The sequence below is a fragment of the Streptacidiphilus sp. BW17 genome, from assembly GCF_041262485.1.
In the GTDB taxonomy this organism is placed as follows: domain Bacteria; phylum Actinomycetota; class Actinomycetes; order Streptomycetales; family Streptomycetaceae; genus Streptacidiphilus.
In genome coordinates this window covers 16,244-36,446 of the sequence record NZ_JBGCCR010000043.1, presented here as the reverse complement: position 1 = coordinate 36,446, position 20,203 = coordinate 16,244, and the positions used below count along the sequence as shown (strand labels likewise).

Annotated in this window: 18 protein-coding genes; 11 read left to right on the top strand and 7 right to left on the bottom strand. The window is 72.6% G+C overall.

The annotated features are described in order from the left end of the window. Window positions 1–188 precede the first annotated feature (188 nt). The 4 genes from scpB to ABH940_RS33525 all read left to right on the top strand — a co-directional run bounded on the left by scpB (window position 189) and on the right by ABH940_RS33525 (window position 4,183). Entirely contained in the window at window positions 189–767 is a 579-nt protein-coding gene (scpB, locus tag ABH940_RS33540; protein WP_370065034.1) for an SMC-Scp complex subunit ScpB, read from the top strand. A 95-nt stretch (window positions 768–862) separates the two neighbouring features. Then, window positions 863–1,933, top strand: coding sequence for a pseudouridine synthase (locus tag ABH940_RS33535; protein WP_370064964.1), 1,071 nt, complete (start codon window positions 863–865; stop codon window positions 1,931–1,933). Window positions 1,934–1,947: 14 nt separating this feature from the next. Continuing rightward, a complete protein-coding gene (locus ABH940_RS33530; RefSeq protein ID WP_370064962.1) occupies window positions 1,948–2,532 on the top strand; it encodes a TetR/AcrR family transcriptional regulator in 585 nt (194 codons plus the stop codon). A gap of 142 nt (window positions 2,533–2,674) precedes the next feature. Beyond that, the gene (locus ABH940_RS33525; protein WP_370064960.1) at window positions 2,675–4,183 is read left to right on the top strand and encodes an MFS transporter; all 1,509 of its coding nucleotides are present in this window, start codon (window positions 2,675–2,677) and stop codon (window positions 4,181–4,183) included. A gap of 60 nt (window positions 4,184–4,243) precedes the next feature. On the opposite strand, the gene ABH940_RS33520 is transcribed toward ABH940_RS33525, so the two are convergent. Then, window positions 4,244–6,397, bottom strand: a complete 2,154-nt coding sequence (locus ABH940_RS33520; protein WP_370107001.1) for a hypothetical protein — start codon at window positions 6,395–6,397, stop codon at window positions 4,244–4,246. A gap of 163 nt (window positions 6,398–6,560) precedes the next feature. Beyond that, on the bottom strand, window positions 6,561–6,899 hold the full coding sequence (locus tag ABH940_RS33515; protein ID WP_370064956.1) for a DUF952 domain-containing protein: 339 nt from the start codon (window positions 6,897–6,899) through the stop codon (window positions 6,561–6,563). Window positions 6,900–6,998: 99 nt separating this feature from the next. On the opposite strand from ABH940_RS33515, the gene ABH940_RS33510 reads away from it, so the two are divergent. From ABH940_RS33510 to der, 4 genes are all read left to right on the top strand, one after another. Next, on the top strand, window positions 6,999–8,159 hold the full coding sequence (locus ABH940_RS33510) for a M24 family metallopeptidase (RefSeq protein ID WP_370064954.1): 1,161 nt from the start codon (window positions 6,999–7,001) through the stop codon (window positions 8,157–8,159). A 218-nt stretch (window positions 8,160–8,377) separates the two neighbouring features. Beyond that, window positions 8,378–9,460: a prephenate dehydrogenase gene (locus tag ABH940_RS33505; protein WP_370064952.1), complete on the top strand. Its 1,083-nt coding sequence runs from the start codon at window positions 8,378–8,380 to the stop codon at window positions 9,458–9,460. 112 nt (window positions 9,461–9,572) lie between these two features. Then, window positions 9,573–10,271 carry a (d)CMP kinase gene (gene cmk / locus ABH940_RS33500; protein ID WP_370107000.1) on the top strand — a complete coding sequence of 233 codons (699 nt, stop codon included), beginning with the start codon at window positions 9,573–9,575 and terminating at the stop codon, window positions 10,269–10,271. Window positions 10,272–10,364: 93 nt separating this feature from the next. Beyond that, window positions 10,365–11,831, top strand: coding sequence for a ribosome biogenesis GTPase Der (gene der, locus ABH940_RS33495; protein ID WP_370106999.1), 1,467 nt, complete (start codon window positions 10,365–10,367; stop codon window positions 11,829–11,831). A 51-nt stretch (window positions 11,832–11,882) separates the two neighbouring features. Here the strand turns inward: der and ABH940_RS33490 are convergent, their stop codons facing one another. Further along, a complete protein-coding gene (locus ABH940_RS33490; RefSeq protein WP_370064946.1) occupies window positions 11,883–12,221 on the bottom strand; it encodes a hypothetical protein in 339 nt (112 codons plus the stop codon). A 172-nt stretch (window positions 12,222–12,393) separates the two neighbouring features. After that, complete coding sequence (locus tag ABH940_RS33485) at window positions 12,394–13,224, bottom strand: hypothetical protein (RefSeq protein WP_370064944.1); 831 nt, start codon at window positions 13,222–13,224, stop codon at window positions 12,394–12,396. Between the two features lie 583 nt (window positions 13,225–13,807). Here ABH940_RS33485 and ABH940_RS33480 point away from each other — a divergent pair. Both ABH940_RS33480 and ABH940_RS33475 read left to right on the top strand, forming a co-directional pair. Next, entirely contained in the window at window positions 13,808–14,455 is a 648-nt protein-coding gene (locus tag ABH940_RS33480) for a transglycosylase family protein (RefSeq protein ID WP_370106998.1), read from the top strand. A gap of 181 nt (window positions 14,456–14,636) precedes the next feature. Then, window positions 14,637–15,272 carry a transglycosylase family protein gene (locus ABH940_RS33475; protein WP_370064940.1) on the top strand — a complete coding sequence of 212 codons (636 nt, stop codon included), beginning with the start codon at window positions 14,637–14,639 and terminating at the stop codon, window positions 15,270–15,272. A 43-nt stretch (window positions 15,273–15,315) separates the two neighbouring features. Here the strand turns inward: ABH940_RS33475 and ABH940_RS33470 are convergent, their stop codons facing one another. Genes ABH940_RS33470 through ABH940_RS33460 form a run of 3 tightly spaced genes read right to left on the bottom strand, consistent with a single transcriptional unit; the run spans window position 15,316 to window position 19,367 of the window. Beyond that, window positions 15,316–15,975 (bottom strand): ATP-binding cassette domain-containing protein, encoded by a 660-nt coding sequence (locus tag ABH940_RS33470; RefSeq protein WP_370064938.1) that lies wholly within the window; start codon window positions 15,973–15,975, stop codon window positions 15,316–15,318. Further along, entirely contained in the window at window positions 15,965–18,787 is a 2,823-nt protein-coding gene (locus ABH940_RS33465) for an ATP-binding cassette domain-containing protein (protein WP_370106997.1), read from the bottom strand. Before ABH940_RS33465 ends, ABH940_RS33470 begins: the two co-directional genes overlap by 11 nt. Before the next feature lies 1 nt (window position 18,788). Beyond that, complete coding sequence (locus tag ABH940_RS33460) at window positions 18,789–19,367, bottom strand: hypothetical protein (protein ID WP_370064934.1); 579 nt, start codon at window positions 19,365–19,367, stop codon at window positions 18,789–18,791. Between the two features lie 229 nt (window positions 19,368–19,596). On the opposite strand from ABH940_RS33460, the gene ABH940_RS33455 reads away from it, so the two are divergent. After that, window positions 19,597–20,199 (top strand): hypothetical protein, encoded by a 603-nt coding sequence (locus ABH940_RS33455; RefSeq protein WP_370064932.1) that lies wholly within the window; start codon window positions 19,597–19,599, stop codon window positions 20,197–20,199. The last annotated feature ends 4 nt before the right edge of the window (window positions 20,200–20,203 follow it).

Sequence of the window (20,203 nt, the reverse complement as noted above, 5' to 3'; positions counted from 1 at the left end):
TCGACGAGCTCGATGCCGAGCCTGAACCGGCGGCGCAACCGGAACTCCCCCCGCAGCGGGAACCCGTCCTGCGGCCCGAACCCGAACCGGAGCCCGAGCCCGAGCCGGAACCCGTCCTGTGGCCCGAACCCGAATCGGAGCCCGAATCCCAGCCCGACCCCGCCCCTGCCGCGGAGCCTGCTCCCGAGATCCCGCTCAAGGCCGCGCTCGAGGCCGTGCTCATGGTCGTCGACGAGCCGATCACCGCCGTGCGGCTGGCCGAGGTGCTGGAGCGGCCGAAGAAGCTGGTCGCCACGGCGCTGGCCGAGCTGGCCGAGGAGTACACCGAGCAGCAGCGCGGTTTTGAGCTCCGCCACATCGCCGGGGGCTGGCGTTTCTACACGCGCGCCGTCTGCGCGCCGGTCGTGGACCGGTTCGTGCTGGACGGCCAGCAGGCCCGGTTGACCCAGGCCGCGCTGGAGACGCTGGCGGTCATCGCGTACCGTCAGCCGGTCTCCCGCTCCCGGGTCTCCGCCGTCCGTGGTGTGAACTGTGACGGCGTCATGCGTACCCTGGTACAGAGAGGTCTGGTCGAGGAGTCCGGTACGGAACCGGAGACTGGGGCGTACCTGTACCGGACCACTCACTACTTCCTGGAACGGATGGGGCTGCGCGGCCTGGACGAACTGCCGGAGCTCGCCCCCTTCCTCCCCGAGGCCGACGACGTGGAGGCGGACTCGCAGGAGGGCTCCGCGATCGCCGAGGCGGTGCTGGCAGTTGAACAGTGAGCCGAGCAGTGACGAGCAGTGAGTAGTGCAGTAGTGAGTAGTGCAGTACGGACGACAGACACACGACGACGGACAGACCAGGCAGCGGGCATTTGATGCGTAGCGGTAACAGCAGGAACAGCAGCGGCGGCGGCTCGGGCTCCCGGGGACGGGACGGCCAGGGACAGGGCCAGCGTCGCGGCCAGGGCGCGGGCGGCAGCGGCAACGGCACGCCGCGCCCCGAGCAGCGCCGCTACGACCGCCCGGAGTGGGGCGGCGGCGAGAACGCCAAGCCGCGCGGTCCGCGCCGTGAGGGCACGGGCAGCGGCGGTGGTGTCGGGCAGATCCGCCCGAAGAAGGGCCCCGGCTCCGGTGCCTCGCGTCCGCGCGAGCTGCAGGCCCGCGTCGAGGACGCGGTCCGCGCCCGCCACGAGCGGCCGTCCAAGCCGAGCGCGACCAGCGACCTCGAGGGCGAGCGCCTGCAGAAGGTGCTGGCCCGCGCGGGCATGGGCAGCCGCCGCGCTTGCGAGGAGCTGATCGACCAGGGCCGCGTCATGGTCAACGGCAAGGTCGTCCGCGAGCAGGGCAAGCGGGTCGACCCGGACAAGGACAAGATCGAGGTCGACGGCCTCACCGTGGCCACCCAGTCCTACCTGTTCTTCGCGCTCAACAAGCCGGCCGGCGTCGTCGCGACGATGGAGGACCCGGACGGCCGCCAGTGCCTGGGCGACTACGTCAACAACCGCGAGACGCGGCTGTTCCACGTCGGCCGACTGGACACCGAGACCGAGGGCATCATCCTGCTCACCAACCACGGCGAGCTGGCCCACCGCCTCACCCACCCCAAGTACGGCGTGCAGAAGACGTACCTGGCCGCGATCCAGGGCCCGATCCCGCGCGACCTGGGCAAGCAGCTGGCCAAGGGCATCGAGCTGGAGGACGGCTGGGCCCGTGCCGACGGCTTCAAGGTCGTGCAGAACGTCGGCAAGAACTACCTGGTCGAGGTCACCCTCCACGAGGGCCGCAAGCACATCGTGCGCCGCATGCTGGCCGAGGCGGGCTTCCCGGTCGAGAAGCTGGTCCGCACCCAGTTCGGCCCGATCGCGCTGGGCGACCAGAAGTCCGGGTGGCTGCGCCGCCTGACCAACCCCGAGGTGGGCCAGCTGATGAAGGCTGTGGGGCTCTGACCCAGGTGACCACGGTGCCGGGGACTGCGGCGGGACGCGGGCGGCTGAGCGCCGAGCGTGAGGCGGAGCTGTACCGGCACGTCATCGACCTGGTCAGGGAGCTCGGCTACGACTCGGTGACCATGGACGCCGTGGCGTCCCGCGCCCACGTCAGCAAGGCCACGCTCTACCGGCAGTGGAAGGGCAAGCCGCAGCTGGTCGCCTCCGCGATGCGCCACGCCCGCCCGCTGCTGCTGGACGACGTGGACACCGGCTCGCTCGCAGGTGACCTGCACGCGCTCGCGGAGGCGGGGATGGCCCTGGAGGACGACACCGTCTTCATGAGCGCGGTCGGCCACGCAGTGCATCTGAATCCGGATCTCGGGGCGGCGCTGCGGGAGATGCTGGTCGAGCCGGTCCTGGTGGTGCTCCGCGACATGCTGGTGCGGGCCGTCGCCCGCGGCGAGCTCCGCGAGGGCGCGGCGGCGGGGGAGTTCCTCGGCCACATGCTGGTCGGCGCGCTCCCGGCCCGGAAGATCCTCGACGACCGGTTCGCGGACACCGAGTACATGAAGCGTTACATCAACGCCGTCGTGCTTCCCGCCCTGCTGAACAGCTGAACAGCTGAACAGCTGAACAGCTGAGCCGGTGCGGCTCCGGGAAAGCTGAGACACGACTCACACCCGCCCATCGAAACGACTTCGTTTCGATGGGCGTAGTGTTGTCCGCGAAGAGTACGAAACCGTTTCGTTCGGAGTCCTCATGTCGCAGACGCAGACACCCGCCTCGCGCGCACGCGCGGCGGAGGGCAGTACGGCTGCCGCCACCGGTGGCGGCCGGCGGTGGTGGGTGCTGGCGGTCGTCGGGATCGCGCAGCTGATGGTCGTGCTGGACGGCACGATCGTGAACATCGCACTGCCCTCGGCCCAGCACGCGCTGGGCTTCTCCAACGCCGACCGGCAGTGGATCGTCACCGCCTACGCGCTCGCCTTCGGCAGCCTGCTGCTGCTCGGCGGCCGGCTTGCCGACCTCTTCGGCCGCAAGATCGTGTTCCTGGTCGGAGTCGGCGGGTTCGCCGCCGCCTCCGCGCTGGCCGGTGCGGCCGGGGACTTCACCATGCTGGTCTCCGGACGCGCGCTGCAGGGCTTCTTCGGCGCGCTGCTCGCGCCCGCCGCGCTCTCACTGCTGAACACCACCTTCACCGACGCCAAGGAACGCGCCAAGGCGTTCGGCATCTACGGCGCCATCGCGGGCGCGGGCGGCGGCATCGGCCTGCTGCTCGGCGGGCTGCTGACGGAGCATCTGAACTGGCGCTGGACCCTCTTCGTCAACCTCTTCTTCGCGGCCCTCGCGCTCGCCGGAGGCCTCGCCTTCCTGCGCAAGGGCGCTCCCGCAGAGCGGCCCAAGCTGGACATCCCCGGCACGGTGCTGGTCTCCGCCGGGCTCTTCGGGCTGGTCTACGGCTTCTCCAACGCCGAGTCGCACAGCTGGGGTTCGCCGCAGACCTGGGGGTTCCTGGTCGCCGGCGTGCTGCTGATCGCGGTCTTCGGCTGGTGGCAGACCCGCGCCGAGCACCCGCTGCTGCCGCTGCGCGTGCTGCTGGACCGCAACCGCGGCGCGTCGTTCCTGGCCACCGCCATCACCGGCGCGGGCATGTTCGGCGTCTTCCTCTTCCTGACCTACTACCTGCAGGAGACGCTGCACTACAGCCCGGTGCAGACCGGCCTCGGCTTCCTGCCGATGATCGGCGCGCTGATGGTCGCCGCGCAGTTGGCCACCCTGTGGCTGCTGCCGCGGATCGGGCCCAGGCCGCTCGTCCCCACCGGGATGGCACTGGCCGCGGGCGCCATGGTCTGGCTGACCGGCCTCGGGCTGAACAGCTCCTACGCCACCTCCGTGCTGCCGCCGCTGCTGGTGATGGGCTTCGGTCTCGGCCTGATCATGCCGGTGACGATGAGTCTGGCCACCGACCGGATCGGCGAGCAGGACGCGGGCGTGGCCTCGGCCGCGGTCAACACCATGCAGCAGATCGGCGGTTCGATCGGTACGGCGCTGCTCAACACCCTGGCCACCAGCGCCGGTACGCACTACCTGGTCGGCAAGGGCGTGCCGACGCCGGAGCTGCTGGCGAAGGCGCAGCTGCACAGCTACTCCACCGCGTACTGGTGGTCGGCGGGCTTCTTCGCCGTCGGGCTGGTGCTCAGCCTGCTGCTCTACCGTCGCGGCAGGATCCAGCAGGACGCGAACGCGCCCGTCGCCGTCCACATGTGACGGTGCGTCATGTGGGCGGGACGGGCGCGGACTCGCTCACTCAGGAACGAGCGGTGCTGATCAGGCGGCGGCCTTCCGGGCCTGCGTGATCAGGAGGTCGGCCTGCCGGACCAGCGGGCCGGCCTTCCTGCTGTCGAGCGCGCCGACCCGGCCGTGGCCGAAGGCCATGCTGTCGAGCAGCCCGGCGATCTGCGAGGCGAGCGCGTCGCGCGCGGCGCCCAGCGCGGCCAGCTTCGCCTCGTCGGCCTGGTAGACCGCGTCACCGGCCGAGGACGAGGAGACGCCCTTGTTGGAGAGGACCAGCGTCGCCGAGGCGAACTGGCCCACGCCCGCGTCCAGCTGCTTGTACGCGGCGGCCAGCGCGGCGTACTCGCCTCGGTCGCCCCGCAGCGAGCGCGGCAGCGCGGAGGCGGTCAGGAACGGCGTCAGCACCACGCCGTCGCTGCGGTAGTCGTCCCGCAGGCCGGTCAGCGTCAGCATCGTCGGCCGGATGTCGGTGTGGTCCGACCAGACCTTGTTCGTGACGCCCAGGTGCCTGACGCCCGGACCGACCAGGCCGAGCCAGGTGGTGTTGATGTCGGTCGAGAAGTCGCCGTGGTTCCAGGCGTAGTCCGGACCGAGCGCCACGCAGGAGGAGTTGCAGTTGGCCGCGCCCGCGTAGACGAAGTAGTTCGGGTTGGCGAACGAGGTGAACGTCGGCGTTCGCTTCGGGTCACCGGTGACCATGTGGAGCAGTTTCATCTCCGTCTGGTCGGCCTCGTAGTTGTTGATCACGTCGGTCTTCCCGGTGATCGGGTTGACCGCCGTCACCTTGGACCACGCCTGTTCGAACGAGCGGGTCACCGGGGCGTTCTGCGCCGGGTCGCCGTTCAGGTAGAAGTTGGGCGCGGAGTCCGCGTGGATCCCGTACGGCGTGGTCACGCCCTGCTGGGTGGCCAGCAGGCCGCTCGCGTTGGCGTTGATCTCGCCGATCTGCTGGTAGGTGCACGGGACGTGCACGCCGTCGCAGTTCGCCGGGCTCGGCGCGCCGCCGACGAAGTGGTCGTTCTCGTCGGAGGTCACCACGAACTCGGTGTTGTGGGAGTTGATCCCGTCCTTGTCCAGGCGGCTGAAGAACTGGGCGAAGGCCTGGTCGTAGCTCTTGAGCTGCGCGACGTAGCCCGCCTCGCCCGGCCCGAAGGCGTTGTACGGGGCGGCGTGGTTGTCGTGCGCGTCGGAGATGTACGCGAACGTGACCGGGACGCCGGACTCCTGCATCTGCGCCACGTAGCCGAGCGTGTTGGCCGCGCTCATGCTGTCGAAGCCGGGGAAGCCCGGGTTGCCCTTGGGGTCGGTGATGGGCGCTCCGGAGGTCGAGTCGACCACGGCCGAACCGCCGGTGATCGCCGGGTCCACCGACTTGGCGCCGAACAGCGCCTGGTAGCCGTGGTAGCCGCCCGGCTCGTCCGGCAGCAGGTCCGGGCTGGCGGCGGCGCCCGCGCCCGCGCAGAGCGTTGAACCCTGGGCGCAGTGGACGCCGATGCCGACGTAGTCCGCCTGGGCCTTGGTCGGGTTCGCCTTGGCCTCGGCCGCCTGGGGCGAGTTGGCGCCGAAGACCTTGTTGATGTCGACGGTGGTGTTCTCCAGGATGGTGTTCGCCGCGGAGACCGCGCCGACGTCACAGCCCGCACGGGTGTAGGGAACCCACGGCGCGGGGGTGTTCTTGCCGTTCTGGGTGACCATCGTGTAGCTGGAGTCGCTCGGCGTCGGGACCGAGCTGTCGGCCACGCCGTCGGTCCAGTAGGCGAAGGTGCTCGCCGAGTTGGTGGTGCCGTCCGGCTTGTAGTACCGGTACGAGTTGGCCACCGGCTGACCGTGGTCGCTGCCGTAGAGGCCGGTCAGCGAGGTCAGGATGTCGTCGCCGGTGTGGGCGATCAACGGCGTGTGGTGGTTGTCGTCCAGCACGCCGTTGGATTCCAGGAAGTTCAGCAGATGCGGCATCTGCTCCAGGTCCGAGGGGACGTTGGGGTTGTCCCGGGTGAAGTGGACGTTGTCGAACTGCAGGTAGATCACGTGCTTGACGCCCGGCTGTGCCGAGTCCAGCTGACAGGAGGACTCCGCGTGGTTCGCCGCTGCCCGCGGCGCGCTCGGCGCCGCCACCGCCGGGGCCGCGACGGCGGCCCCGAATCCCAGCCCGGCGGTCAGTGCCAGGGCCAGCACCTTGCTCTTGCGCATCCTGCTCCCTCTTCGTGAATCGGTCGGAGTTTCCCCGATGACGCGCGTAGAAAGTGACGCACCACACTGGCACGGGAGCAGCGAACGCAAAAGGGGGCCTGCGGGGCCTCTGCGTTGCCCGCAGGTGAATTGACGGAGAATCAGTGATGCTCCGGCCTGCGCGTCAGCTCCACAGAGCCAGGTGCGCCCAGCGGCCGGAGGAGTCCCGCTCGGCCTCCAGCATCCCAGCGACCGCGGCGCGGTTGACCGGCCCGTAGACGTGCGGGTACAGCGTGCCGTCGGCCGCCTCCTCCCAGCGCACCGGCGCGTCCAGCCGGTTCTCGTCGATCAGCAGCACCATCAGCGGGCCGCGGGCGGAGGCGAAGCGGGCGTTGGCGACGGCCAGTGCCTGCTCCTCGTCGGCGGAGCAGTGGATGAAGCCCTCCAACGCCAGCGAGGACGTCGTGTAGGGCCGGTCCGGGTGATCCAGCCACGCGTCGAGCGGCGTCAGGTGGAAGAGCATGTCCACTTTGTACCGCAACAGCCGCACGGCGAGTAGGGGGTGTGCCGCGGGACAGGCCGGAACACTGCGGAGGCGGGCGGGGCGTGATGGACTTGGGGCATGGCACACGATGCTGGACACGACGCCTCCGCACACACCTCGGGACACGACCCCGCGCTCTACCCCGCGGACCGGGTCGCCCGCGCCCAGGAGGCCGCCAGGGCGGCCGGACTCGACGCCCTGCTCGTCTCGCCCGGACCGGACCTGCGCTACCTCACCGGCTACGAGGCGCTGCCGTTGGAGCGGCTCACCTGCCTGGTCGCGCCCGCCGAGGGCGCGCCGTTCCTGGTCGTCCCGCTGCTGGAGCAGCCCGCCGCCGAGGCCTCGCCGGTCGGCGCGCTCGACATCGAGATCGTTCCCTGGCGGGAGACCGAGGACCCCTACGCGCTGGTCGCCTCCCGGCTGCCGCGGGGGCTGGGCCGGGTCGGCCTGGACAACCACATGTTCGCGGAGAAGGTGCTCGCCTTCCGCGACGCGCTGCCGGGCGCCGAGCAGGCGCTGGCCGGACAGGTCATCGGTGAGCTGCGGATGCGCAAGAGCGCGGCCGAGGTCGCCGCGCTGCTGGAGGCCGCCGAGGCGATCGACAAGGTCCACTCGGCGATGGAGGAGTGGCTCCGTCCCGGCCGGACCGAGCGCGAGGTCGGCCGCGACATCGCCGACGCGATCACCGCCGCCGGTCACGCCCGGGTCGACTTCGTCATCGTCGCCTCCGGCCCCAATGGGGCCAGCCCGCACGCCGAGGTCTCCGACCGGGTGATCCGCGAGGGCGAGCCGGTCGTCGTCGACATCGGCGGCACCATGCCCTCCGGCTACTGCTCCGACTCCACCCGCAACTACTGCGTCGGCCGCCCGCCGGAGCGCTACGAGTCGCTCTACGAGGTGCTGCTGGCCGCGCAGAAGGAGCAGTGCGACGCGGTCGGCCCCGGCGTCACCGCCGAGGCGCTGGACGCCGTCGGCCGTGACCTGATCGCCAAGGCCGGGTACGGCGACTACTTCATCCATCGCACCGGCCACGGCATCGGCCTGGAGACGCACGAGGAGCCCTACATCGTCGCGGGTTCGTCCCGCCCGCTGGAGCCCGGCATGGCCTTCTCCATCGAGCCCGGCATCTACCTCCCCGGCGAGTTCGGCGCGCGCATCGAGGACATCGCCGTCTGCACCGCCGACGGCGGCGAGCGGCTCAACCTCACCAGCCGCGAGCTGCGGATTCTCGCCGGATAGCAGCACCGGCTCCCGCGGCTGCCGCAGCAACTGTCTCAGCAACTGTCTTGCCCTGCGGACGCTCGTGTCCCTGGCGTGTCCGCGCGGTTACGGTGGGCGTCAGCGGCTTTGCCGATCGGGTCGGACTGCGCCCCGACCCGATCGGCCGCCGCTGCACCCGGACGTTCCCAGCACCCCCGCCACCTCTTCTTCCACTCTTCCGCGAGGACGTACTCCCGATGCGCACCGCCGTCGTGATCGGCACCGGACTGATCGGCACCTCCGCCGCGCTCGCGCTCACCGAACGCGGCACGGCGGTCCACCTGCGCGACGCGGACCACGACGCCGCCCGCACCGCCGCCTCGCTCGGCGCAGGGACGATCGAGCCGCCGGACGGCCCCGTCGACCTGGCGATCATCGCGGTGCCCCCGGCCCGGGTCGGCCAGGTGCTGGCCGACGCCCAGCGCGAGGGACTGGCCCGCCACTACACCGACGTGGCCAGCGTCAAGGCGGGCCCGCGGCAGGACGTGCTGGCGCTCGGCTGCGACACCCGGAGCTACATCGGCAGCCACCCGATGGCCGGCGCCGAGCGCAACGGCCCGCTGGCCGCCCGCGCCGACCTCTTCGACGGCCGCACCTGGGTGCTGACGCCGATGCCGGACACCGACACCGACACGCTCAACGCGGCGCTGGAGCTCGTCGCGCTCTGCGGGGCCGTCCCGGTGGTGATGGACGCCGCCGCGCACGACCGCGCGGTCGCGCTGGTCTCGCACACCCCGCAACTGCTCGCCTCGCTGGTCGCGGCCCGGCTGGAGCACGCCTCGGACAACGCGGTGCGGCTGGCCGGTCCCGGCATCCGCGACACCACCCGGATCGCGGCCTCCGACCCGCGGCTCTGGGTCGACATCCTCAGCGCCAACGCCGGCGTGGTCGCCGACATCCTGGAGGAGGTCGCCGCCGACCTCGGCGGCGCGGTCTCCGGCCTGCGTGCCATGGAGGCGGCCGACGCCGCCAAGCGCGGCAAGGGCGCGGCGGCCGTCGCCGACGTGCTGCGTCGCGGCAACGTCGGCCGCGCCCGGATCCCCGGCAAGCACGGCGCCCCGCCCACCCGCTACGAGGACGTCGCCGTGCTGATCGGCGACCAGCCGGGCGAGTTGGCCCGCCTCTTCGCCGACGCGGGCCGGGCCGGGGTCAACATCGAGGACGTCTCCATCGAGCACAGCGCCGGTCAGCAGGCCGGTCTGGTCAAGCTGGCCGTGGCGCCGGGCGCGGTCCCGACCCTGATGACGGCGCTGCGCGAGCGCGGCTGGAGCCTGCGGTAGGGCCCGAAAGCGGGGGCTGCCGCGGGGCCGCAACGAGCGCTGCGGTCGTGCCTGCCCGGCGACGGTAACCTTTACGTAGACCTCTCCCCTGCGTTCCGAAGGAAGCCGCCCCGTGGACAACTCCTCTGCCCCGGTCGTCGTCGTGCTCGACGGCCCCGCAGGCACCGGAAAGTCGACCGTGTCGCGTGAGATCGCCGCGCAGCTGGGCTACAGCTTCCTCGACACCGGCGCCATGTACCGGGCCATGACCTACTGGCTGCTCAACGCCGGCGTCGACGTGGACGACGCCGACGCGGTCGCGGTGGCCTCCAGCAAGCCGGTCATCGTCTCGGGGACGGACGCCGCGGGCCCGACCATCACCGTCGACGGCGTCGACGTCTCCGGCCCGATCCGGGAGCAGCCGGTGACCGCCGCCGTCAGCGCGGTCAGCGCCGTCGCCGAGGTGCGCACCCGCCTGGTCGAGCTGCAGCGCGGCTCCGCCCTGCATGCCGCGCGGGGGATCGTCGCCGAGGGCCGGGACATGGGGACCGTGGTCTTCCCGCGCGCCGACGTCAAGGTCTTCCTCACCGCTTCCGCCGAGACCCGGGCGGCCCGTCGCGCCGCGCAGCTCGGCGTCACCGACCTGACCGGGATAGCCGCGATCCTGGCCGACATCAACCGCCGTGACACGGCCGACTCCAGCCGCGCCACGGCGCCGCTGCGCAAGGCGGACGACGCCGTCGAGGTCGACACCAGCGAGATGACCCCGGATCAGGTCGTCGCGCACATCATCGGGCTGGTGCACGCGCGCGTCGCCGCCCGCCTGGGCTGAGCCTGATCGCGCGCCGGACACCGAACCACGCGTGCCGGGCGTCAGCCCCCAGAACCGCCTGAAACAGCCGAAGACGAGAGTGGGCACCGCCCGATGAGTATGGAGAACGCCGGTCACATCGCCGGACACGGCGACCTGGACAACGCCGAGTACGCCGAGTTCATGGAGCTGGCCGCCGAGGAGGGCTTCGATCTCGACGAGTTCGGCGACCTCGACGACCACGAGCACGTCCCGCTGCCGGTGCTGGCCGTCGTCGGACGCCCGAACGTTGGCAAGTCCACCCTGGTCAACCGGATCATCGGCCGTCGCGAGGCGGTCGTCGAGGACCGTCCCGGCGTCACCCGCGACCGGGTCCAGTACGAGGCCACCTGGAACGGCCGCCGGTTCAAGCTGGTCGACACCGGCGGCTGGGAGATCGACGCGCTGGGCCTGGACGGCCTGGTCGCCACCCAGGCGGAGATGGGCATCGAGAACTCCGACGCCGTGCTCTTCGTCGTCGACGCCCAGGTCGGCGCGACCGACACCGACGAGGCGCTGGTCAAGCTGATCCGCCGCTCCGGCAAGCCGGTGGTGCTCTGCGCCAACAAGGTCGACGGCCCGTCCGCCGAGGCCGACGCCGCCGCGCTGTGGAACCTCGGCCTCGGCGAGCCCTACCCCGTCTCGGCCCTCCACGGCCGTGGCTCCGGCGACCTGCTCGACGCCGTCCTGGGGAAGCTGCCCGAGGCACCGCCGCAGACCTTCGCCGCCGACCAGATCCTCGGCGGCCCGCGTCGCGTCGCGCTGATCGGCCGCCCGAACGTCGGCAAGTCCAGCCTGCTCAACAAGGTCGCGGGCGAGGACCGGGTGGTCGTCAACGAGCTGGCCGGCACCACCCGTGACCCGGTCGACGAGATGATCACCCTCGGCGGCAAGACCTGGAAGTTCATCGACACCGCCGGTATCCGCCGCCGCGTCAACCAGACCGCCGGCGCCGACTTCTACGCCTCGCTGCGCACCGCGGCCGCCCTGGAGAAGGCGGAGGTCGCGGTGGTCCTGGTCGACGCCAGCGAGACGCTGGCCGAGCAGGACACCCGGATCATCACCATGGCCGTCGAGGCCGGACGTGCCGTCGTCATCGCCTACAACAAGTGGGACCAGATGGACGACGAGCGCCGCTACTACCTCGAGCGCGAGATCGAGCAGGACCTGGTCCAGGTCCAGTGGGCGCCCCGGGTCAATGTCTCCGCCCTGACCGGGCGCCACATGGAGAAGCTGGTCCCGGCGATCGAGGCCGCGCTGGAGGGCTGGGAGACCCGTGTCCCGACGGCCCGTCTGAACGCCTTCCTCGGCGAGCTGGTCGCCGCCCACCCGCACCCGGTGCGCGGCGGCAAGCAGCCCCGGATCCTCTTCGGCACCCAGGCCGGCACCAAGCCGCCGCGCTTCGTGCTCTTCGCCTCCGGCTTCATCGAGGCCGGATACCGCCGCTTCGTCGAGCGTCGGCTGCGCGAGGAGTTCGGCTTCGTCGGCACCCCGATCTCCATCTCGGTGCGCGTGCGCGAGAAGCGCGGCAAGAAGAAGTAGCCCCGGTCGGGCGGACGGATCAGGCAGGCCGGATCTTGCAGGCAGGCCGGATCAGGCGGAGCCGGGCGGCAGGGAGAGGTAACCCCGGTGCCGCCCGGCGCCCGGCGGCACCGGAGCGCTCTGCGGGGCGGTGAAGTCGGCGAAGTAGGGGAGCCGGAAGTGCTCCTCGCCGCTCCGGTCGCCCGGCAGGCTGCGGAAGAGCCTGCGGAACTCGCTGTAGAGGGAGTCGTAGATCGGCGTCTCCCGGCCGGCGTCACGCTCGAAGGCGGGCCGCATGGCCGGGATCGCGGTCGGGACGCTCGGCGGCATCGGAACGGCCATGGCCTCGGCCGCAGGCGTCCAGACGCCGGGGCTGCGGCGGGGCGGGGGGAAGGTGTCGAAGGTGTGCACGTAATGGCCAACGACCCAGCCGTGCTCTGGATGCGGGGACGGCACCGTCAGTATCGACAGGCCGCCCGTTTGTGCTGGTCAGGGCAGCAAGCAGGGGCGCACGGTTGCGCGCGCCCCTGCTTGCTGCCTGTCTGCCTCAGGCGCGGTGCCTGCCTCGGCTGCGGTGCCTGACTCAGGTGCCGGCCAGCGGCAGCACCGCGCCGAGCAGCAGACCGCGCCGCGCCGCGTTGTCCAGGGCGCTGCGCAGCAGGTCCTCGCGCGGCTGACGGCCGATACTGCCCGCCGGGGCGGCGAGCATCATCACGTGTGCCTGCTGCGAGGCGGCCGAGCGCCACGCGTCGGTCACCTGGAGCGGCTGGTGCGCCTGCCACCACGCGTTGGTGCCGCCGCCGGGGGAGGGCTGCAGCACGGCGTGGAGTTGACCCATCGCCATCAGCACCGACCAGCCGGGCAGCTGGCCGGGCGGCTGGTCCACGTCCGGGACGAGCTGGAAGCCGTGCTCCATGAGCAGCTCACCGAAGGCGTCCTCGCCGACCGCAGTGCCGGGGCGCCCGATCGGCCCGGTCGGCTCGACCACGAGCGCCGCCCGCGGTACTCCGGGGAACTCCCCGCCCTTGCAGAGCACCAGACCGCAGGTCACCCCCAGGACCGCCGGTGCGACCTGGCCGGACGCAGCCGCCGGAGCGGAGGGCGCCGAAGGCGCGGGGACGGCTGCGGCGGGTGGGGCCGTGGCACTGATGCTGCGGACGGCGCCCTGGAGCTGCTCCTCGGCCACCTCGACCACCTGGGACGGGATGCACCGGGAGTGGGCGAAGGCGAGAACCGCTGTCTCCTCGCCGACGAACAGCACGGTGGCGGTCGGGTCCAGGGTGACGTCGCCCGGCGCCCGGCAGGAGGTGCAGTCGTAGCGGTCGGGGGCGGTGACCCCCTGGAGCAGACGATCGGCCTCGTCGTCACCGATCTCGGCACGGACCTCGTCGCTGACGTCGATCATGCGCTGCACGGATGACTCCTCGAATCGCTGGGCCGGGGACGTCTGGCCCCAGCCGATATGACGGCCGTGATGACAAACGCACCGGATGTGCCCGGGGTCACGGCCCCACCCCGAATCGGACGCGAACTCGACCGATTTCGGTCACTCTGACGCACCGTTGGGTGACCGTCCGTCGACCATGTGGGGGAGGTCACCCGGCCTGATGGCCCGGTTCCTGTGGTGGGCGTCACGAAACCGTCCGGCTGACGGTTCGACAAAAGTCCCAAATCGGACATCCGGTAAAGATTTCCAAGATTCTTACTAGCGGTAACGGCCGTGTGAACAGGGACTTTCCATCGAGGTTTGAGTCCACGACCGGGGAGTTCCTACCGTCATTGGCGTCGGTGCAACGAGCACCGCCCGGGTTCGCCCGTCTCCGCACTTTCCCCCTGCGTCCTTCGGGCGTGGGCCGTGGGAGGTGCCCGCCGCCGCAACAACAGACAGGTCGGTGGCGAGTGTCGGAGCGAGGGCGTGGGCCGGCCGAGCGCAGAGCCGTCGTGACGGACTGTGCGGGCCCCCGCTGACCCTGCCCGGGGCTGTCGAAAGGCATTTCATGAACTTCCGTGTCCGCACCGCCGTTGTCGCCGCCACGCTCGTCGCCGCTCCGGTGGCGGGTCTGCTGACCGCCACCACGGCGTCTGCTGCTTCGGTCTCCACCTGGGACGCCGTCGCGCAGTGCGAGTCCGGTGGCGACTGGTCCATCAACACGGGCAACGGCTTCTACGGTGGCCTGCAGTTCACCCCGAGCACCTGGGCGGCCTACGGCGGCACCCAGTACGCCTCCGAGGCCGACCAGGCCACCGAGGGTCAGCAGATCGCCGTCGCCGAGCAGGTCCTGGCCTCCCAGGGTCCGGGCGCCTGGCCCGTCTGCGGCCCGCAGGCCGGCCTGACCGCCGGTGGCGCCCCGGCTTCCGTCAACACCTCCTCCACGCAGCAGTCCGCTCCGGCGCAGCAGGCGGCCCCGGCTCAGCAGCCGCAGCAGTCCGCCCCGGTCCAGCAGTCCGCCCCGGTCCAGCAGTCCGCCCCGGCGCAGAGCAGCTCCTCCTCGGCCGGCAGCTACACCGTCAAGTCCGGTGACACGCTGAGCGCCATCGCGTCCGCCCACGGCACCACCTGGCAGAACCTGTTCGCCGCCAACAAGAGCGTCATCGGCGGCAACCCGAACCTGATCCTCCCGGGCCAGGTCCTCAACCTGGGCTGAGCCACCGGCTCTCCCAGCGCCTGACGACACCGGCGCGGCCTCCGTCCCCCGTGGACGGCGGCCGCGCTGTCGGCGTTGTCCGGCGCGGGCACCGGTGGGGTGCGCTGTCCGGGTGAGGCTGCGGCGTGGCAGATCATCAGATCATCTGACCGGCACGGAAACCGACGTAGCGTCAGCCGCCATGGGCATAGTCGGAAGATGTCTGACGGCCACGACGGCTGTCGTCCTGTGCGCGCTGCCGCAGTCGGCGTCGGCCGGGACGCGTGTCCCCGCCACGGTGTGGGACCGGCTCGCCGTGTGCGAGAGCAACAGCCGATGGCACGTCAACAGCGGCAACGGCTACTACGGCGGACTCCAGATCTCCCTGGAGACCTGGCGGGAGTCCGGCGGACTGCGCTACGCGTCCCGCCCCGACCTGGCCGCCCGGATCGAGCAGATAGCCACCGCCGAGAAGATCCTCGCCTGGCAGGGCTGGGACGCCTGGCCCAACTGCGCCCGCAGCCTCGGCCTCGTCGGCCACCGCCCGCCCGGCGGAGGCAGGCCGCCGGTCACCACACCCCCGCCCGGCACCACACCCCCGCCCGGCACCACGCCCACGCCGGTCACGACACCCCCGCCGAGCACCACGCCGCCTTCCGGCACGGTGCCCGCCACGTACACGGTCCGGGCCGGTGACTCGCTGGCGTCCATCGCCTCGCGTTTCCACCTGGCCGGCGGCTGGCCCGCCCTGTACGCGCGCAACCGTGCCGTCATCGGCCCCGACCCGAACGCGCTCGACGCGGGGACGGTGCTCCGTCTGCTGCCACCCGCGTCCTGACCGGCTGCCCGAGCAGCGTTCTGACGAGCGGCCGACGAGCGGCCTAACCTGCCGTCTCGTACGCCGCGACCACCGCGCCGCGCCGGAGTTCGAAGACGAGGTCCGGCGCGGCGGGCGCGGCCGGGAGGGACTGCTCCGCCAGGACCACCGTCCGGCCCGCCGCCACCAGCGCCATCAGTGCGGTGTGGACGCGCGCCACGACCTCCTCGGCCAGCCCCAGGCCGAGCTCGTCGAGCAGCAGCAACCGACCCGGCCCGGTCAGCACCCGGGAGAGTGCGACCATCCGCTGCTCGCCGCCCGACAGCGTCCCTGCCGTCCGGGACAGCAGCGGCTCCAGCTCGGGGAAGAGCGCCAGCGCGGCCGGGACCCCCGCGCCGCTGAGCAGCGTCAGGTTCTCCGCCACGGTCAGGGAGGGGAAGACGCCCTGCTCCGCCGGGAGCAGGGCGATGCCGAGCCGGGAACGGCGGAAGGTGTCCATCGTGGTGATGTCCCGGGCCCGCTCCGACCCGCCGTACCAGCGCACGCTGCCCGCAGCCAGCGGCGCGACCCCGGCCAGCGCCTGCAGGGCGCTGCTGCGGCCCGAGCCGTTCCGGCCCAGCAGCACCGTCATCGCTCCGGCCGCGACCGGCAGGTCCACCCCGTGCAGCGCCTCCAGCGGCCCGTACCGGACGCGGGCCGCCCGCAGCTCCACCTCAAGCGCCATGCGGCAGCACCCCGCCCCGATGCTCCGGCCCGTACCGATGCTCCGGCCGGGCGTGGAACTCGGTCCGGCCGGTCCGCATCACGTGCACGCCGGACGCCAGCTCGTCGACAAGCTCGCGGTCGTGCTCCACCAGCAGCAGGGCCAGCCCGCCCTCGGCCAGCGAGCGGAGCAGCTCCACCAGCAGCGCCGTCTCGCGCCGGTCCAGGCCCGCGCCCGGCTCGTCCAGCAGCAGCACGGCGGGCTGCGCCGCCAGCGCCCGGCCGAGTTCGACCAGCCGCAGCGTCCCGGTGGGCAGCTCGGCGGCGGCCTGGTCGCGCAGCTCGGCGAGGCCGAGCAGGCTCAGCAGCCGGTCGGCGTCCGCGGCGGACTCCCGTGCGGTGCGCCCGGCCGCCTGCTCCGCGCCGACGCGCAGGTTGTCGGCCACGGTCAGCCCGGGGAAGACGGCGATCTGCTGGAAGGTCCGGGCCAGCCCGAGCCGGGCCCGGGCATGCTCGGGCAGCCGGGTCAGGTCCCTGCCGCCGAGCAGCACCTGGCCGGAGTCCGCGCGCTGCGCGCCGCTGAGGCAGTCGAAGAGCGTGCTCTTGCCCGCGCCGTTGGGCCCGGTCAGGGCGGTGATCCGCCCCGGCGGCACGGCCAGGGTCACCCCGTCCACGGCGGTCACGCCCTGGAAGCGCTTGGTCAGGTTGCGCGCGGTCAGCCGCTCGCCCTCCCGCCGCGCCACCGTCGGCGCGGGCGCCGGCGCGGGCATGGGCGCAGCCGTCGGCGCGGGCGCCGGGGGAGTCGCCGCCTGCACGGGCAGCGTGATCCGCGCCGCCAGACGCCGTCCGAGCGGAGTCAGCCGGACCGGCTCCGCGCCCAGCTCCGCCGCCGTGCGGTGGGCGGCGTCCCTGGCCCGGGTCCCGCGTCCCGGCAGGCGGGTCAGCCCGGCCAGGCCGCCCGGCGGGAGCCGACCGAGCAGCAGCGCCAGCGCTCCGACGACCGCCGTCGAGACGCCCGCGACGGTCCCCGCGTCCAGACCCACCAGGGTGGCCGCCGCCAGCACCGCGCTGACCGCGCTGTCCGCGCCGAAGACCACCACCGCGGCGAACCAGATCAGGCCCAGCACCGGGTCGAAGGCGTTCGGGTCGAAGGCCTGCCCGCCCAGCCCCATCAGTCCGCCGCCCAGCGCGGCCAGCGCCGCGCCCAGCACGAAGGCCAGCAGCTTCAGCCGTGGCACGTCCACCCCGGCCGCCGCCGCGCCCGCCTCGTGGTCCCGCATCGCGCCCAGCGCCCGGCCGAGCCGTCCCCGGCGCAGCGCCCGGACCAGCAGCAGCGCGCCCGCCAGCAGGGCCAACTCCACCCCGTAGAAGAAGCGGTCCTGGCCCAGCATCCCGGTCCGGTCCAGCATGACGCCCGTGGTCGCGGCGGGCTGCTGGAAGACCAGGCGGCTGATCGCCGTGCCCACCGCGAAGGTGGTCAGCGCCAGGGCCAGCCCACGCCGCCGGATCGCGGGCCAGCCGACCAGCAGCCCGAGCGGCGCGGCCAGCACCACGGCGCAGAGCAGCGCCACCACAGGAGGGAACGCGGGCAGCCCCGCCACCCGCCCGCCCGCCAGCAGCCCGGTGAAGAGCGCGCCCAGCCCCGCGTACCCGGCCTGGCCCAGCGACACCTGGCCGCCGTAGCCGGTCACCACCGTGATCGACAGCAGCACCAGCGCCAGCGCGGGCACCTGCAGTGCCGACCGCAGGTCGTCGGCGCGGAACGCGAACGGCAGCAGCAGCAACACCGCGCAGCCGAGCCGCACCGCCGAGTTCCGGCCCGATCCGGCAGCACCACCCGACGCGATCGGACGCCCGCTCAGCACCGGGTGGTACGCGCGGCGTTCCGGATCCTCGCCGCCCCCGCCCCCGCGCCCGCGGCCGGTGAAGTCCAACGGCAGCACCAGCACCGCCACCAGCAGCGCCAGCGCGAACAGGTTCGCCCCCACCGCCTGCAGCAGCGACTGCTCCCAGCCGCTCGGATGGAACTGGGTCAGCTCGCTCTGCAGCACGCCCAGCGCCAGTGCCGAGGCGACCGCGACGGTCAGGCTGCGCAGCTGGGCGATCACCGCGACCGCCATCGTCTCCATCACCAGCAGCGGCAGTCCGTACGGGTCCAGCCGCAGTCCGGGGGCCAGCACCGCGCCGGTCACGCCGGCCGTGAACGCGCCGAAGGCCCAGCCGACCGAGGAGACCCGGTCCGCGTCCACTCCGGCCAGCTCCGCCAGCCTCCGGTTGTCGACGACCGCCCGCACCTGGGTGCCGAACGGCGTCCACCGGCCGACCACGGCCACCCCGACCGCCAGCACGCCGACCACCGCCAGCACCGCCCACGGGGTGGACGGCAGCAGACTCGGCGCGTCGCTCAGCGGCGTCGGCCCCCACAGCAGGAACGCCGCACCGACCAGCAGCACGAAGACGCCGAGGCAGGCCACCAGCGTCGCCACCGGCCCCGCGTCACGCCGTTGCAGCGGCCGGAAGACGAGGGCGTCCAGGGTCCAGCCGATCGCGGGAGCGAAGACCAGCAGGCAGACCGCGACGGCCAGGGCCTTGGGCCAGTGCCAGACCACCACGGTCTGCCGCACCGCATAGGCAGTGATCATCGCGATCGCGCCCTGCGCCAGGTTGAGCACGCCGGTCGCCCGGTAGCAGACCACCAGCCCGATCCCGGAGAGCGCGGCGGCGGCCCCGACGGTGAGCCCGGCCTGCGCCAGGTCCAGCGGCAGCGACGCCAGCTGCGCGTGCAGCAACGGCGCGTGTAGCAACTGCGCGTGCACCAGCTGAGCGGCGGGCACGTCAGGCCTCCGACGCGCTGTCAGCCGCGTCGCCAGGACCCGCGTTCCGGTCCGGCGTGCAGAGCGGACACGGACGCAGCCCGCGCTCGCGGGCCCCGGCCGGGGTCACCGGGACCGCGTCGCCGCGACCCTCGACCAGGAGGCACCCGACCCGGTGGTACGTGCGGCCGTTCGGCAGGTACGCCAGCCGCTCGGCGGCGCTGCCGGGGTGCGTCACGGCCGGCTCGGAAACGCCGCCCGAGGCCTGCTGGGACCGGGTCGCCTCCTCGACCAGCAGGTCGTACAGTAGGGCCAGCTGGCGGCGCAGCCGGTCGTCCTCACCGATCCGATCGCGCCGCGCCTCCTCCTCGGCCGCCCCGGGCCGGGCCAGCAGGACCGCGCCCGCGACGATCAGCGCCGCGCCGGGAACCGTGGCCGACGCGAGGTACGGGATCTGCCGCTCGGCGAAACGCTCGCCGGAGATGCCGTACCAGCCGAGCACGCACAGCAGGGCGCCCGCCGCGCCCAGCACCCAGCCCAACTGCGTCCACCCCGCCGTGAACCCTCGCACCGTGAAACCGCGAACCGTGAAGCCCCGCATCGTGAACCTCCGCATCATGGGGTTCCTCTCTCGGGATCTCGGGCTCTCAGGCTCTGGGCCGAATGGTCACGTTCCCTCATCAATACCCGCACGGGAGGGTTCCTGACGATCCCCGGGAGCTAGCTTGGGGATCCAGAGCTGATGCTAAGTCAGATCTCCGCACCCATCTCTCTCGACTCTCTCGCAACCCAGGACAGGGCGGTGAAGGTTGATGGACACAGAGCGGTTGGTGGACACAGAACGAGGTACGGGCCGAACCAGGACCGTCCTCTTCCGGGCCGGTACCGCGGCGGCGGTCCTGCTGCTCGCGGCGGCCTGCAGCAGCAGTGGCGGCAGCAGTGGCTCCGGCTCGCCCTCGGCGTCGGCCACTTCGGGCGCGGCCGGCAGTGCGCCCGCCGGCCCCAGTGGAAGTGCCGCAGCCGCAGCCTGCGGCAGCTCGGTGCCGTACACGGTCTCCGGCAGCGGACCCGCCGACGTGAAGACGGCCGCCCAGCAGGTCGCCGCGAACTACAACAAGTTCTTCGACCCGTCGACCTCCGACACCGCCAAGGTCGCGCTGTTGCAGAACGGGGTCAAGTTCACCCCGGTGCTGCTGGCCTTCGGCAAGGACCCGCAGGCGGCGCAGACGACGGTCGGCGTCACCAAGGTGGACTTCACCGGCGCCACCACCGCCGAGGTCACCTACAACGTCTGCCTGAGCGGCGCCGAAGCCCTGCCCAACAGCACCGGCAAGTCCGTCGAAGAGGGCGGAGTGTGGAAGGTCGCCGACACGACCCTGTGCGGGTTGCTCCAACTCAAGGCCGGCTCCTCGCCGATCCCCGGCTGCTCCTGAGGTG